Source organism: Leucobacter muris, from assembly GCF_004028235.1.
Lineage (GTDB): Bacteria > Actinomycetota > Actinomycetes > Actinomycetales > Microbacteriaceae > Leucobacter > Leucobacter muris.
The window spans coordinates 464126-478463 of the sequence record NZ_CP035037.1 but is presented as its reverse complement, the minus strand read 5'-3'; the positions used below and the strand labels follow the sequence as shown (position 1 = coordinate 478463).

Genomic DNA, 14338 nt, shown 5'->3' with positions numbered 1-14338 from the left:
AAGGGAATACATTACGCAGATCCCAGTCCTTCTGCAATTACCGCCCGCATCCCGGGCGTGTCTCCGCGTGATTCCGCGGTTCTTGCCCTCAGCACCCATTCCGCTGTCACAGTGCGGCTCCCCCGAAAACCGGGCCGAAATGGCCCGATCACACGGTTCGACCGCGCTTCCCAGGCGTGTCTCGTCCTTCAGGGCCCCGGCAACACGAGAAGCCGCCCGCCACCGCCCCACCGAGGTGGGGCGACAGCGAGCGGCTTCTGTTCTCGCGACCTGCCGGGCCTGTATCGAACCCGGCCGCCGCGCTCAGCGCTCCAGTCGCAGCGCCGCCGTCTCGTCGGCGCCGTCGAGCAGGTGCCCCGTGGGGTCGGCGTCGCGCGGGTCGCGCAGGCCCCAGGCCCCGCCCCGACCGATGAGCACCATGAGGCCGAGATACAGCAGGAAGCTCACCGCGAACGCCGGGATGTTCGCGCCGATCGGGCTCGGGGCGACATAGGCGAGCACGTACGACAGCACGGCGCCGATCACCCAGACCACGACGGCGACCCAGTTGACGCCGCCCGTGTACCAGTAGCGGCTCTCGGACCGCTCGTGCAGGATCTGCCGCGAGTAGCCGCGGTGCTTGAGCAGGTAGTAGTCGGCGATCATGATCGCGAACACCGGCACGAAGAACGCGCTGATGACGAACAGGAAGTCGGTGAACTGGTTCAGCAGCCCGAGGAAGGTCGAGCCGATCACCGAGATCGCCCCGAGCACGAGCGCGGTGGGCAGGAACTTCAGGTGCCACTTCGACTGGGCGTTCACCACCGACGTCACCATGCCGAACACCACCATCGTGTTGGTCGCCATGACCGACAGGAAGATCGCGATGCCGAGCGGCCAGCCGAACTCGGCGACGATGGTGGCCGGATCGAACGGGATCGGCTCGCGGTCGCCGTGCAGCAGCACCGCGCTGAAAGCGACGAGGCCGAGGAACATGGCGATCGTCGTCGACAGGGTGTACCCGATGCCCGACCCCACGATGCCCGCGGTGCTGCTCTTCGCGTGCCGGTTCATGTCGGCCGAGAGCACCGTCCACGAGATCGCGGTCGCGATGACCATGTCCAGCGTGATGAAGGGCGTGCCGCCCAGTTCGGCGTCGACCGGGATCGCCGCGAACTCCGCAGGGCTGAACGCCCCGAAGGCCGCCGCGAACACGAAGCCCATGACCACGAGAATCGCGAGGGCGAGCCAGGGCTCGACGCGCGAGATGCCCGTGTGCCCGAAGATCGCCAGCACCACCACGATGGCCTGGCAGATTGCCGAGAAGAGCATGGGATTCGAGAAGCCGGTCGCCTCGTGCACGAGGTAGTTGACGGTGACGCCCGCGAGCATCGCCTGCACCCAGCTCCACCCCATGAGGATGATGAGGTTCGCAGCCGCCGGCACGAGGCTGCCCCTGATCCCGAAGGATCCGCGGGTGAGAGCCATCGTCGGCAGACCCGTGCGCGTGCCCATGTTGCCGATCAGCACGAGCACGATCACGCCGATGAGCGTGCCGACCACGATCATCGCCGACGCGGTGCCGAACGAGACGGCCGGGGTGAAGAGCGTGCCGGTGAGCAGCGTGGTCACGACCAGGTTTGCCGCGAGCCAGATCATGGCGATGCGCAGCAGCGACTGTGTGCCGCGCACCGGGCCCGCGGAGTCGTCGTGGCCGTCGAGGTTGACGGCCATGGTCTCGGGAGAGGTCACGCCGCGCTCCCGTCGTCCGGCACCGTCGAAAGGTGCTCGTGGATCGCTTCGAGGCCGCCCGTCTCGGCGACGCGGAAGACGATGCTCTCGCGCTCGACGTAGGAGTCGGGGCCCTCGGCGGAGTCGATGCTCGTGGCGACGGTGTGGCTGAAGACGGCGCCTCCGGGGAACGGCTGCACGAGGCGGTCGCTGGAGCTGCAGGCGCTGACCCGCCAGCCGGAGGCGATCCAGCCCGCCCAGAGGGCCTCGTACTCGGCGCGCGAGTTCAGGCGCGCGGACTCGGGGTGGAAGACGAAGCTGGCGTCGGCTGAGAAACCGGCGAAGTAGGCGGCGGTGTCGGTCGCCGCGAACGCCTCGATGATGGCGTCGGCCGCGGCGAGCACGTCGGCCTCGGTGGGGGTGTGCATTGCGAATACTCCCTTGGATTCATGGTGCGGAGAAAACGGCTCCGCGAGCCGGAGGGCGTCGGCGGCGCGGCGGATCCGAGAGCCACTGTGCGGGATCGGATCCGCCGCGCGACCGGCGGAGAGGATCAGTCGCGGCCGGCCATCGCGCTCACGAGCTCGTACACGACGTGGCTCGCGGCGACCGCGGTGATCTGGGCGTGGTCGTAGGCCGGTGCGACCTCGACGACGTCGGCGCCGACGATCTGCAGATCGGCGAGGCCGCGGATGAGGCGGAGCATCTCGCGGCTGGTGAGACCCCCGGCCTCGGGCGTGCCGGTGCCCGGGGCGTGCGCGGGATCCAGCACGTCGATGTCGATCGAGATGTAGAGGGGCTTGTCGCCCACGCGCTCACGGATCTTCTCGAGGGCCGCGGGGATCCCGTGCTCCTCGATGAACTCGCTCGTGACGATCTGGAAGCCGAGCTTCACGTCGTCTTCGAGGTCGCCCTTGCCGTAGAGCGGGCCGCGGGTGCCGCCGTGCATCGAGGCGGTCAGGTCGATGAGGCCCTCCTCCGATGCGCGGCGGAACGGGGTGCCGTGCGTGGTGGGCGCGCCGAAGTAGGTGTCCCAGGTGTCGAGGTGGGCGTCGAAGTGCAGCACCGCGACGGGGCCGTGCTTCTTGTTGATGGCGCGCAGCAGCGGCAGGGCGATGGTGTGGTCTCCTCCGATGGTGACGATCTTGTCGACCTGCTCGCCGAGCTCGGTGGCGGCCTCCTCGACCTGGCGCACCGCCTCGTCGAGGCTGAAGGGGTTGGCCACGATGTCGCCGGCGTCGACGACCTGCTTGCGGGCGAAGGGCGAGATGTCCTGCGCAGGGTTGTAGGGGCGCAGCAGGCGGGAGGCCTCGCGCACGTGCGAGGGGCCGAAGCGCGCGCCCGGGCGGAAGCTCACCCCCGTGTCGAAGGGAACGCCCACGACGGCGATGTCGGCGGCGGGCACGTCCTCGATGCGGGGCAGCTTGGCGAAGGTCGCGATCCCGGCGTAGCGCGGGGTGAGGCTCGCGTCGACCGGGCCCTGAGGCGTGTGTTCGGTCACGTTCCCACTTCCTTTCAAAGTTGTCTTATAGTAAACATGAGGGTTCTATCAGTGAACTCGCACTCACTATAGGCCGGTTCCTCCCACGCAGTCAACGAGACCACGGGGCGGGATCGGCCACTCGCAGAAGGGCGGCACACCATGAGACCGGTACACCCCACCGCAGACGAGACGCCCGTGCGCATCGGAGCGCAGCTGCGATCCACCCGCCGCGCCCAGTCGATGACCCTGGAGCAGCTCGCGAACGCGACCGGCCTCACCAAGGGCTTCCTCAGCCGCATCGAGCGCGACGACACCATGCCCAGCGTGCCCACGCTCGTGCAGATCTGCCAGGCGCTGTCGCTGCCCGTCGGCAACCTGTTCGAAGCGCCCGACGTGCAGCGCGTCGCCCTCGCCGACGCCCCGCGCATCAACATGGGCGGCAGCGGCGCCGACGAGCGCCTCATCACGCCCCGCACCGAGGAGCGCGTGCAGCTGCTGCGATCCTCCCTCGAGCCCCACGCGAACGGGGGCGACGAGCTCTACACCGTCAACTGCGCCGTGGAGTCGCTGCACGTGGTCTCGGGCGCCGTGATCGTCGAGTTCGCCGGGCGCGAGGACGTGCTCGAAGCCGGCGACACCCTCACTTTCCCCGGGCGTACCCCGCACACCTGGCGCACCGCCGACGCGGGAGCCGAGGTGGTGTGGGTGCTGGTGCCCGCCGCGTGGAGCGGATCGGCCTAGGCGATCCCCGCCGGTCCGCTCGGCGGCGAGCCGCTATCGAGTCGGCCCGCTTCGTTCGAGTCGGCCTGCAATTCGCGCGAATTGCAGGCCGGCTCGAAAAATAGAGGCAGACTCACTGAGCACGCCCCGAGACCGGCTCAGCCCGCCGCGACGACGCCCGCGAGGGTCTTCTTGCCGCGGCGCAGCACCGCGAACCGCCCGTGCAGCAGGTCGGCCGCCTCGAGGGCGCGATCCTCGCTCTCGACCGCGGCGTTGTTCACGTAGACGCCGCCCTGCGCGATCGCGCGGCGAGCCTCGCCCGCGCTCTTCACGAGCCCGGCCTCGACCATCAGCTGCGTGATGGGCCTAGCAATAAACTTGGCAGTGGGGGGAAGCACGACCTGCGGCAGCTCGGACACCGCGCCCCGCAGCGTCGACTCGTCGAGCGCCGCGAGGTCACCGCGGCCGAACAGCGCCTCAGAGGCGTCGATGGCGCCCTGCGCCGCGGCGGCGCCGTGCACCAGCGTGGTCACCTCGAGCGCGAGCCGCTTCTGCGCGGCGCGCTTGAAGGGCTCCTCGGCGACCTGGCGCTCGTAGTCCTCGATCTCGGCGCGCGACAGGAAGGTGAACACCTTGAGGCGGTCGATCACGTCGGCGTCGGCCTGGTTGAGCCAGAACTGGTAGAAGGTGTAGGGCGAGCACATCTCGGGGTCGAGCCAGATGGCGTTGCCCTCGCTCTTGCCGAACTTCGTGCCGTCGGCGTTCGTGATCAGCGGGGTGCCGACGGCGTGCGCCGAGCGCCCCTCGACCTTGCGGATCAGGTCGGTGCCGCTCGTCAGGTTGCCCCACTGGTCGCTGCCGCCCGACTGCAGCACGCAGTCGTACTGGCGGAACAGCTCGAGGAAGTCGAAGCCCTGCAGCACCTGGTAGCTGAACTCGGTGTAGCTGATGCCCTCGTCGGAGTTGAGGCGCGCGGCGACCGCGTCCTTCTTCAGCATGGTGCCGACGCGGAAGTGCTTGCCCACCTCGCGCAGGAAGTCGATCGCGCTCAGCGGGGCCGTCCAGTCGAGGTTGTTGACGAGGCGCACCGCGTTCTCGCCGTCGCTCGCGAGGAACCGCGTCACCTGCCCCTGCAGGCGCGTGACCCACTCGGCCACGGTCTCGCGGCTGTTGAGGGTGCGCTCGGCGGTGGGGCGCGGATCACCGATCAGTCCGGTGGAACCGCCGACGAGGCCGAGCGGCTTGTGGCCCTTGAGCTGCAGTCGACGCAGCAGCAGCAGCTGGACGAGGTTGCCGAGGTGCAGGCTCGGCGCCGTCGGGTCGAACCCGCAGTAATAGGTGAACGACTCACCCTCGAGCAGCTCGGACAGCGCCTCGGGGTCGGTCGACACGTGCACCAGCCCGCGCCACTGCAGTTCGTCCCACAGGGTGGCGAAGCTGTCGTCGTTGCGCTGGGCGGCCAGGATCTCGGCTCGTTCTTCTGCTACAGACACGCCTGACATCGTACCGCGACACGCGCCGCGCCGGCGCCGGCGCTCCCCCGAGCCGGGTCGCGCGCCGCCGCGATCGCGCGAGCGGGGTGGCCCCACGGGCTCGGCGCTGCGCCGATGCCGCGCACAGAACGGCGGCAGCCGCCTCCCCTAGGAGAAAACGCCCAGTGCCGTGGACCGGGTCACAGGCGCTGGCTAACCTGAGCAGTCGAGCACTCGAACGAGGAGGATCATGCGCGACACCCGCGTCACCCCCGCCCGCACCCGCCGCGCGCAGCGTTCGGCCGCGATCGCCACGGCCCTCGCAGCGGTCGCCGCATCGTTCGCCTGGCCGGCCGCAGCACTCGCGGAGCCCGATCCCGGCCCCCAGTCGGGGTGGCAGGCCAGCGAGACCTTCACCACGTCGCACCTCAATCCGCGTGATGTCGCCGTCTCGCCCGGCAACGATCACCTGTTCGTGAACTACGAGGATGGCGACGTCGTCAACGTCATCGACGTCGCGACCCAGGCGGGCGTCGACCGCGCAGTCGACGGGTGGGGCGAGCCCATCCTCACCGTGCCCGCGCCCGACGGCTACCGCGTGCTCGCCGCAGGCACCAACGACGTCTACTCGCTGACGCCGGGCACCTGGACCATCGCTTCGGAGGCCGGGCCCGGGGTCGATGCCATGACCTACTCGCAGCACACCGGCACCGTGTTCAGCGTCGATGGCGGCCTCCAACTCTCCGAACGGAACCCGCTCACCGGCGCCCTCGAGCGCTGGGCGGGCCTGAGCAACTTCAGCATGGCGATCGCCGCTCACCCCTCGTTGCCGATCGTCTACACGGCCAACCTGATCGAGGAGTCGGTCACCGCCATCGCTCTCGACGCCGTGGAGTGGGGAGACATCTGCGGCTGCGAGAACGCCTCGACGATGCTCGATCTACCCGGCTCCTCCCCGGCCGACATCGCGATCTCCCCCGACGGCTCCGCGCTCTACGTGCTCGACGACGCGGGTGCGCTCTTCTCGATCGACACCGCGACCTTCACCCTCACCGACTCGCGGAGCCTCGACGGCATGTTCCCCTCGGCCTCGCTCTCGGTGAATCCCGTGACGGGTGAGATCGTCGCCGCCGACCTGCTGGGCGACGTCTTCGTCATCGATCCCGCGAGCCTCGACGTCACCGACACCGTCGCGCTGTCCGCCGGCCTCTGGGACACCGCGATCTCCCCCGACGGCACCCGCATCTACGTCACGAACACGTGGGACAGCGTGATCTCGGTGCTCGAGCACGTCGCCCCCGCCCCGGATCCCGCCACGAACGTGCGGGCCACACCCGGCGCCCGTCAGGCCGCGGTGCTCTGGGGCGCCTCGGCGACTGGCTCCCCCACCTACACCGTCACCGCGGCCGGCAGCGACCAGGCGCTCTGCGTCACGACCGCCACGTTCTGCATCATCACCGGCCTGCCCGTCGGCCCCGTGCAGTTCGTCGTGACCGCGACCACCGACACCGGGTCCACGCCGTCGCAGCCGTCGCAGGCGGTCACGATCACGGCCCCCGCGGCCCCGGCGTCGGTTCCGATGCCCACGGGCGGCGCCACCATCGCCTTCGCCGGGTCCCAGCCCGCCTCCGCACTGTTCGGCCAGAAGGTCGACGTGGTGGCCACGGGATTCGCACCCGCCTCCTTCGTCGACGTCTCGCTGCACTCCTCCCCCGTGCTGCTCGGCTCGGGCCAGGTCGGCGCCGACGGCACCGCCACCTTCCAGGTGACGATCCCCGCGAGCGGCATCGAGCCCGGCGCCCACCACCTCGTCGCCTCGGGCTTCACCGCCCAGGGCGCCCCCGCGGCGGCCGTGCGTCAGATCACGCTCGCGGCCGCCCCGGCACCGAAGCCGACCCCGCCCGCGCCGAACGGCGGCGGATCGAACACGGCCGCCGACGGGAACCGCCTCGCGAGCACCGGTTCCGATGCCGACCGCGGCCAGCCCCTCTGGGCCGCGGCGATCCTGCTCGCCGTCGGAGCCGCGGCCGTCACCGCCGCGCGCCTGCGCCGCCGCGCCTGATCCACTCCGAAACGCACGAAGCCCCCGCAGACCGTGTCTGCGGGGGCTTCGTCGTTCGACGGCGGCCGATCCGGCTGCGGAGCAGGGCGCCCGCCGCGGAGGAAGACCCCCGCAGCCGCCCCTAGCCGCGGAACTCCGCGATGCGCTCGTTCAGGCGGGCCAGCTGCTCCTCGACGCGCACCCGCGCGGTGCCGCCGGCGCCCGTGCGCGAGTTCACCGAACCCTCGATGGTCAGCACCTCGCGCACGCCGGGCGTGAGGTGCGGCGAGACCGAGGCCAGCTCGTCGTCGCTCGGCTCGTGCAGCTCGATCCCGCGTTCTTCGCAGTAGCGCACCAGCTCGCCCGAGATCTCGTGCGCGTCGCGGAAGATCACGCCCTGCTTCACCAGCCACTCGGCGACGTCGGTGGCGAGCGAGAAGCCCTGGGGCGCGAGCTCGGCCATGCGCTCGGTGTCAAAGCTCATCGTCGCGACCATGCCGGTGAAGGCGGGCAGCAGCACCTCGAGTTGCTGCACGGAGTCGAAGACCGGCTCTTTGTCCTCTTGCAGGTCGCGGTTGTAGGCGAGCGGCAGGCCCTTGAGCGTCGCGAGCAGGCCCGTGAGGTTGCCGATCAGGCGGCCCGACTTGCCGCGCGCGAGCTCGGCGATGTCGGGGTTCTTCTTCTGCGGCATGATGCTGGATCCGGTCGAGTAGCCGTCGTGCAGCCGCACGAAGCCGAACTCCTTGGTGTTCCAGATGATGATCTCCTCGCTGAGGCGCGAGAGGTCGATGCCGATCTGGGCGCAGATGAAGGCGAACTCGGCGACGACGTCGCGGGCCGCGGTGCCGTCGATGGAGTTCTCGAGCGGATCGCCGAGGCCGAGCTCTCGCGCGACGAGCCGGGGGTCGAGGCCGAGCGAGGATCCGGCGAGCGCTCCGCCCCCGTACGGCGACGCGCCGGCGCGCTGAGCCCAGTCGCGCAGGCGCTCGAGGTCGCGCACGACGGGCCAGGCGTGGGCGGCGAGCTGGTGGGCGAGCAGCACCGGCTGCGCGTGCTGCAGGTGGGTGCGGCCGGGCAGGATCGCGTCGGGATGCTTGCCCGCCTGCTCAGCGACGGCGTCGAGCAGGTCGAGCAGCTGGGCCTTGATGACGGCCGCGTGGTCGAGCAGGTAGAGGCGAACGAGCGTGGCGATCTGGTCGTTGCGGCTGCGGCCCGCGCGGAGCTTGCCCCCGAGCTGCACACCCGTGATCTCGATGAGCAGCCGCTCGAGCGCGGAGTGCACGTCTTCGTCGTCGGCGGCCGGCACTGCGCGACCGTCGGCGACGCGGGCCGAGAGCTCGTCGAGCGCCGCGCGCATGTCGCGCAGCTCGTCGTCGCTGAGGTAGCCGGCTGCCGCGAGGGCGGTGGCGTGAGCCTTCGATCCCCGGATGTCGTACTGCGCGAGCACCCAGTCGAACTGCGTGGACTTCGAGAGCGCGGCGAGCGCGGGCGACGGGCCGCTCGCGAACCGTCCACCCCAGAGGGCCCCGGCCTCGGCCGCGCGATTGCCAGTGTCTTCGTTCTCGATGCGCTCAGTCACCCGTCCAGCTTACCGTTCGGGTCGGCGCCGGCTTGCTCGCGAGGGATCCGCCGGCCGTGCCGCTGCGAGCCCCGAAGCCGCCCCCGCCCCGGCGGTGCGGCGCAGCGCACTGGTGGCGTGCGCACCCGTCGATGCGCACCTCGCCCGAGGGCTCAGGAACGACCGAAGAACGGGATCGCCGGCGCCCGGAAGACCTGCCCCTTCCCCGCGCGCACGAGGCCCATGATGACGAACACGACGTGGGCCACCGAGACGCCGACCCAGATCAGCAGCGGGATCCCGAACGGGAAGAAGCCGCTGCCCTCACCGCCGCCCGCGCTGACACCCCACACGATGGTGGCTCCCACGAGCACCACCGTGAGCACGATGAGCGTGAGCCCCAGTTCGCCGCGTTGCGGCCGTTCGCAGCGGCGAGCGGCCCCCGGCTGCGCATCGAGAGTCCGCTGATCATCATCACGACACCGGCGATGAGCACGGAGGCGAACGGGATCGGGATGTACGCGAGGAAACCGAGACCCCAGGCGACGCCGCCCATCGCGGGACGCGGCTGGAAGGAATAGGGAGTCGCGGGCTGCGCTGGGGCGCCCGGGCCCGCCGCGGCGGCCGGCTGCCGGTACTGCGGCGGGGCGAACGACGGCTGCTCGGCAGCCGGCGCCGGCTGCGCGGCCGGTGCCGCACCGCTCGGCGCGGGCGCCTGATCCTGCGCGCCGTTCTGCTGCGGCGCGGGCGCCTGACTCGCGGCGGGATCCGAGGCCGCGCCGCCCGGCTCGTAGTACACCGTGCGCGCCCACGCGCCGCGACCCGTGACCTCGTCGATCTTGTCGAGGTCGTATCCGGCCGCGAAGTCGATCACGGCCTGAGGATCGCGCAGGCCGTGCACGAGCCCGTCGAGCTCCTGCTGCGCCTCCTCGGCGCTGTCGGAGAGCGCGTGGACCTCTGCGGGCTCGAGCAGGAAGTAGGCGCCGCGCGTCGCGGGGTCGGAGAGGAACGCACGGGCCTCGGCGATGCCGCGCTCCACCTCGGGAGTGCGGGGCAGCCGCGCGAAGACCCGCTCCAGGTTCGCGACGCCGGCCTCGAACTCCCCCGCGATCGCCTGCGCCGGCGCGGCCCAGATCGTGGAGGGGCAGAGTCGGGGCGATCCGGCGAGCAGGATCTCGTGCAGCAGCGGAACATCCCAGTTCCACTCAGAGACGGCCCGGAGGCTCAGGGGCGCCCCCGAGCCGTCGGGGATCCGATCGACCGTGTAGAGATAACTCCTGTTCGCCATGCCCGTTGCCCCTCGTTCTTTCGGCTCAGCCCTGCTGCAGCAGCCAGGCCATGAGCGCCTTCTGCGCGTGCACCCGGTTCTCGGCCTCGTCCCACACCACGCTCTGCGGGCCGTCGATCACGTCGGGGGCCACCTCGTACTCCCGGTAGGCGGGCAGGCAGTGCAGGAAGATCGCATCGTCGGCGGCGTGCCCCATCAGCTCGGGCGTGACCCGGTAGGCGCCGAAGGTCGCGACGCGCTCGGCCTTCTCGCCCTCCTGCCCCATCGAGACCCAGGTGTCGGTGATGACCGCGTCGGCGCCGCGCACCGCCTCGACCGGGTCGGTGAGGATCGTGACGCTGCCGCCCGTCTCGGCGGCGATCCGCTTCGCATCCGCCACGATGTCCTCGCGCGGGTGGTAGCCGTCGGGACCCGCGACCCTGATGTGCATGCCCGCGGTCGCGAAACCGAGCAGGTACGAGTGCCCCATGTTGTTCGCGGCGTCGCCCACGTAGGTGGCGGTGAGGCCCGAGAGCTCGCCGCCCTTGCGGGCTGCGCGGTGCTCGCGGATGGTCTGCAGGTCGGCGAGGATCTGGCAGGGGTGGAAGTCGTCGGAGAGGGAGTTGATCACCGGAACAGTGGCGTTCGCCGCCATCTCCTCGAGCCCCGCGTGCGCGAAGGTGCGCCACACGATCATCGAGACCATGCGCGAGAGCACCCTCGCCGTATCCGAGATCGTCTCCTTCGCGCCGAGCTGCGCCTCGCCCGGATTCACCACGATGGGGCTGCCGCCCAGCTCGGCGATGCCGGCCGCGAAGCTGAAGCGCGTGCGGGTCGACGTCTTGTCGAAGAAGACGGCCACCGACTGCGGGCCCTCGAGCGGGCGCTCCGCATAGGGATTTCGCTTCAGGCGCTCGGCCAGTTCGAGCACCTCCCGCTGCTCGGCGGGCGTGAGGTCGTCGTCTCGCAGGAAGTGTCTGGTCACGCGTCCAGCCTAGTCGCTGACCGGACCCGGGATCGGCGCCGAACCGGTGCGCGAGCCCGATCCCCCGCACGACGGCCGGGCGCGCACCCAGCGGAGCGTGGCAGAGTGGAGCGCACGACCTCGAGGAGGCAGTGATGCGAGTGGCTGCGGCTTTTCTGGCGGACGCGGCGAACGTGCGCGAGGGCACGTTGAGCGTGCTGTCCGGGTTCATCAACACGATCAACCGCGAGAGCTACCCGGCCCCGCTGGGCGCCACGCTCGTGATCGTGGTCGAGTACGACGAGAGCGAGGCCCGCCGAGGCGATCCGGAGCGCTCGTTCCGCGCCCGCTGCGAGCCCGCGGTGGGCGGCGCCGAGGTCTTCGGCCTCGAAGGCACGTTCAGCCTCGGCGGCGGCAACGACGCCTCGGGCTACATCCCGATGGTCTTCCCGCTGACCGAGGCGCAGGTGCCGATGCCGGGCAGCTACCGCATCGTCTTCGAGGGCACCGGCCTCGAACGGGTCGACGTGCGCTTCTACGCGAACGCGACCGCCATGCCGCCGCTCGACGAGTCGTCGCTCTAGCCCCGCCGGCACTCACCCTCGCGGGGCGCGGCCGGGCGTGGGCCGGCGCGAGGGCGGATCGGCACCCCGTCCCCTCATGGAAGGATTGAGACATGACCGCGCTGCCCCGTCTCATCGCCTTCGACCTCGACGACACCCTCGCCCCCTCGAAATCCCCGGTCGATCCCCGCATGCTCGCCGTGTTCGCCCGGCTGCTCGGGCGCACCACGGTCGCCGTGATCTCGGGCGGCAACTTCGAGCAGTTCGAGGCCCAGCTGGTGGATCGCCTCGACTCCTTCGAGGGCGTCGACGAGGCCGCGCTCGAGCGTCTGCACCTGCTGCCCACCTGCGGCACGCGCTACGAGCGGCGCGAGGGCGGCCGCTGGGTCACCGTGTACCGCGAGAACCTCACCCCTGAGGAGCGCGACGCCGCGCTCGCGGCGCTGCGCGAGGAGGCCGAGCGCCTCGGGCTGTGGGAGGCCGAGCCCTGGGGCGAGATCCTCGAGGATCGCGGATCGCAGGTCACGTTCTCGGCCCTCGGCCAGCGCGCGCCCGTCGAGGTGAAGCAGGCGTGGGATCCGGACGGAGCGAAGAAGAACGCGCTGCGCGCCGCCGTGGCCGACCGTCTGCCGCACCTCGAGGTACGCAGCGGCGGCTCGACCTCGGTCGACATCACACGTCAGGGCATCGACAAGGCGTACGGCATGCGCAAGCTCGAGGCGCACACCGGGATCCCGCTCGACGCGATGCTGTTCGTGGGCGACCGGCTCGACCCCGACGGCAACGACTACCCGGTGAAGGCCCTCGGCGTCGCCTGCCAGGAGGTCGAGGGCTGGGAGGACACCGCCGCCTTCCTGGAGGCGCTGCTCGCCGACTGAGCCGCGCGGCTCTGCCGCTCTGCCGGCAGACTGAGCCGCGCGCTCAGCACGACGTGCAGGCTCTGGCGCTCACGGGGTCCGCGGAGCGCCGCTACCCGCGGCACGGCGCACCCCGGAGACGCGAAGAGGGCGCCCTCTCGGACGCCCTCCCGGCGGTTGCGGATCGCGGCTCAGGCTGCCACGGCCGGCTGAGCGGCCGGCACCAGACCGAGTACCTCGGCGGTCTCGGCGAGCGTCGCCGCGGCGGCGGCCGCGTTGCCGTTGACGCCTTCGCCCAGGGCGGGGATCTGCTGCTTGAACACGATCTTCCAGCGGCTGTCGTACTGCTCAGGGAAGCAGCGCTGCAGCACGCCGACCATGGCGTGCACCGCCGTCGAGGCGCCGGGCGAGGCGCCGAGCAGACCTGCGATCGAGCCCTCGGCGCCCGTGATGACCTCGGTGCCGAACTGCAGGATGCCGCCCTTCTGCGGATCCTTCTTCATCACCTGCACGCGCTGGCCGGCGGTGATCATCTGCCAGTCTTCGGTGCGCGCCGTGGGCATGTACTCGCGCAGCGCGGCCATCTGCTTCTCGCGGCTCGCGAGCACCTCGCCGACGAGGTACTTCTCGAGCGAGAACTCGGTGAGGCCGACCTTCACCATGGGGCCGAGGTTGTGCGCGCGCACCGACCCGGGCAGGTCCCACCACGAGCCCTTCTTCAGGAAGTTGGGGCTGAAGCCGGCGTACGGGCCGAAGAGGAGGCTCTCCTTGCCGTCGACGACGCGGGTGTCGAGGTGCGGAACCGACATGGGCGGTGCGCCCACCGCGGCCTTGCCGTACACCTTCGCGCGGTGCTGCTTCACGATCTCGGGGTTGTCGCACTTGAGGAACTTGCCGCTGATCGGGAAGCCGCCGAAGCCCTTGATCTCGGGGATGCCCGAGGTCTGCAGCAGCGGCAGCGCGCCGCCGCCCGCTCCGACGAACACGAACTTGGCGTTCACGATCGTGCGGGCGTGGCCGGCGAGGTTCTCGACGTGCACGTTCCAGGTGCCGTCAGCCTGGCGGCGCAGCTTGGTGACGCGCTGCTCGAGGTGCAGGCCCGCGCCCTCGGCGACGAGGTGGTCGATGAGCTGGCGGGTGACCGCCCCGAAGTCGACGTCGGTGCCGCTCTCGGAGCGGGTGGCGGCGAAGACCTCGTCCTTCGCGCGACGGTCGACGAGCAGCGGCGTCCACTCGGCGATCTGAGCGGGATCGTCGCTGAACTCCATGTCGGCGAACAGGGGTTCGCCCTTCAGCAGTTCGTAGCGGCGGCGGAGGTAGTCGACGTTCGCCTCGCCGCGCACGAAGGTCATGTGCGGGGTGGCGTTGATGAACGACGAGGGCTCGCCGAGCACACCCTTCTTGACGAGCGACGACCACCACTGGCGGGAGAGCTGGAACTGCTCGTTGATGTCGATCGCCTTCGCGGCCGACAGCGAGCCGTCTTTGCCCTCGGGCATGTAGTTGAGCTCGCAGAGCGCGGCGTGGCCGGTGCCCGCGTTGTTCCAGGCGTTGCTGCTCTCGGTCGCCACCTGGGAGCGGGACTCGAAGATCTCGATCGACCAGTCGGGCTGCACCTGCTTGATCAGAGTGCCCAGGGTGGCGCTCATCACACCACCGCCGACGAGGACGACGTCTACCGTGTTCTTACTCACGGTCGTTCA

Annotated in this window: 13 protein-coding genes; 4 read left to right on the top strand and 9 right to left on the bottom strand. The window is 70.8% G+C overall.

The genetic code is table 11. From position 1 onward, the window contains the following. Positions 1 to 303: 303 nt before the first annotated feature. From Leucomu_RS02145 to speB, 3 genes are all read right to left on the bottom strand, one after another. Positions 304 to 1731 carry a purine-cytosine permease family protein gene (locus tag Leucomu_RS02145; RefSeq protein ID WP_017884476.1) on the bottom strand — a complete coding sequence of 476 codons (1428 nt, stop codon included), beginning with the start codon at positions 1729 to 1731 and terminating at the stop codon, positions 304 to 306. Next, a complete protein-coding gene (locus tag Leucomu_RS02140) occupies positions 1728 to 2138 on the bottom strand; it encodes a YybH family protein (protein WP_017884475.1) in 411 nt (136 codons plus the stop codon). Before Leucomu_RS02140 ends, Leucomu_RS02145 begins: the two co-directional genes overlap by 4 nt. A gap of 125 nt (positions 2139 to 2263) precedes the next feature. Next, positions 2264 to 3211 (bottom strand): agmatinase, encoded by a 948-nt coding sequence (speB, locus tag Leucomu_RS02135; RefSeq protein WP_017884474.1) that lies wholly within the window; start codon positions 3209 to 3211, stop codon positions 2264 to 2266. Positions 3212 to 3352: 141 nt separating this feature from the next. Between speB and Leucomu_RS02130 the strand changes: the two genes are divergently transcribed. Beyond that, entirely contained in the window at positions 3353 to 3934 is a 582-nt protein-coding gene (locus Leucomu_RS02130) for a helix-turn-helix domain-containing protein (RefSeq protein WP_031290116.1), read from the top strand. Positions 3935 to 4071: 137 nt separating this feature from the next. Here Leucomu_RS02130 and tyrS read toward each other — a convergent pair whose 3' ends face one another. Continuing rightward, entirely contained in the window at positions 4072 to 5415 is a 1344-nt protein-coding gene (tyrS, locus tag Leucomu_RS02125) for a tyrosine--tRNA ligase (RefSeq protein ID WP_128386195.1), read from the bottom strand. Positions 5416 to 5635: 220 nt separating this feature from the next. On the opposite strand from tyrS, the gene Leucomu_RS02120 reads away from it, so the two are divergent. After that, complete coding sequence (locus tag Leucomu_RS02120; RefSeq protein ID WP_017884471.1) at positions 5636 to 7447, top strand: YncE family protein; 1812 nt, start codon at positions 5636 to 5638, stop codon at positions 7445 to 7447. A 121-nt stretch (positions 7448 to 7568) separates the two neighbouring features. On the opposite strand, the gene argH is transcribed toward Leucomu_RS02120, so the two are convergent. From argH to argF, 4 genes are all read right to left on the bottom strand, one after another. Next, on the bottom strand, positions 7569 to 9005 hold the full coding sequence (gene argH / locus Leucomu_RS02115) for an argininosuccinate lyase (protein WP_128386194.1): 1437 nt from the start codon (positions 9003 to 9005) through the stop codon (positions 7569 to 7571). 152 nt (positions 9006 to 9157) lie between these two features. Continuing rightward, positions 9158 to 9337, bottom strand: coding sequence for a hypothetical protein (locus Leucomu_RS02110; protein ID WP_128386193.1), 180 nt, complete (start codon positions 9335 to 9337; stop codon positions 9158 to 9160). Beyond that, positions 9271 to 10272, bottom strand: coding sequence for a DUF7822 domain-containing protein (locus tag Leucomu_RS02105; RefSeq protein WP_128386192.1), 1002 nt, complete (start codon positions 10270 to 10272; stop codon positions 9271 to 9273). Before Leucomu_RS02105 ends, Leucomu_RS02110 begins: the two co-directional genes overlap by 67 nt. A gap of 25 nt (positions 10273 to 10297) precedes the next feature. After that, the gene (gene argF / locus Leucomu_RS02100) at positions 10298 to 11236 is read right to left on the bottom strand and encodes an ornithine carbamoyltransferase (RefSeq protein ID WP_128386191.1); all 939 of its coding nucleotides are present in this window, start codon (positions 11234 to 11236) and stop codon (positions 10298 to 10300) included. Positions 11237 to 11370: 134 nt separating this feature from the next. On the opposite strand from argF, the gene Leucomu_RS02095 reads away from it, so the two are divergent. Beyond that, positions 11371 to 11799: a DUF6941 family protein gene (locus tag Leucomu_RS02095; RefSeq protein WP_017884467.1), complete on the top strand. Its 429-nt coding sequence runs from the start codon at positions 11371 to 11373 to the stop codon at positions 11797 to 11799. 92 nt (positions 11800 to 11891) lie between these two features. Beyond that, on the top strand, positions 11892 to 12656 hold the full coding sequence (locus Leucomu_RS02090) for an HAD-IIB family hydrolase (protein ID WP_128386190.1): 765 nt from the start codon (positions 11892 to 11894) through the stop codon (positions 12654 to 12656). A 170-nt stretch (positions 12657 to 12826) separates the two neighbouring features. On the opposite strand, the gene mqo is transcribed toward Leucomu_RS02090, so the two are convergent. Continuing rightward, positions 12827 to 14284 carry a malate dehydrogenase (quinone) gene (gene mqo, locus Leucomu_RS02085; protein WP_017884465.1) on the bottom strand — a complete coding sequence of 486 codons (1458 nt, stop codon included), beginning with the start codon at positions 14282 to 14284 and terminating at the stop codon, positions 12827 to 12829. Positions 14285 to 14338 lie beyond the last annotated feature (54 nt).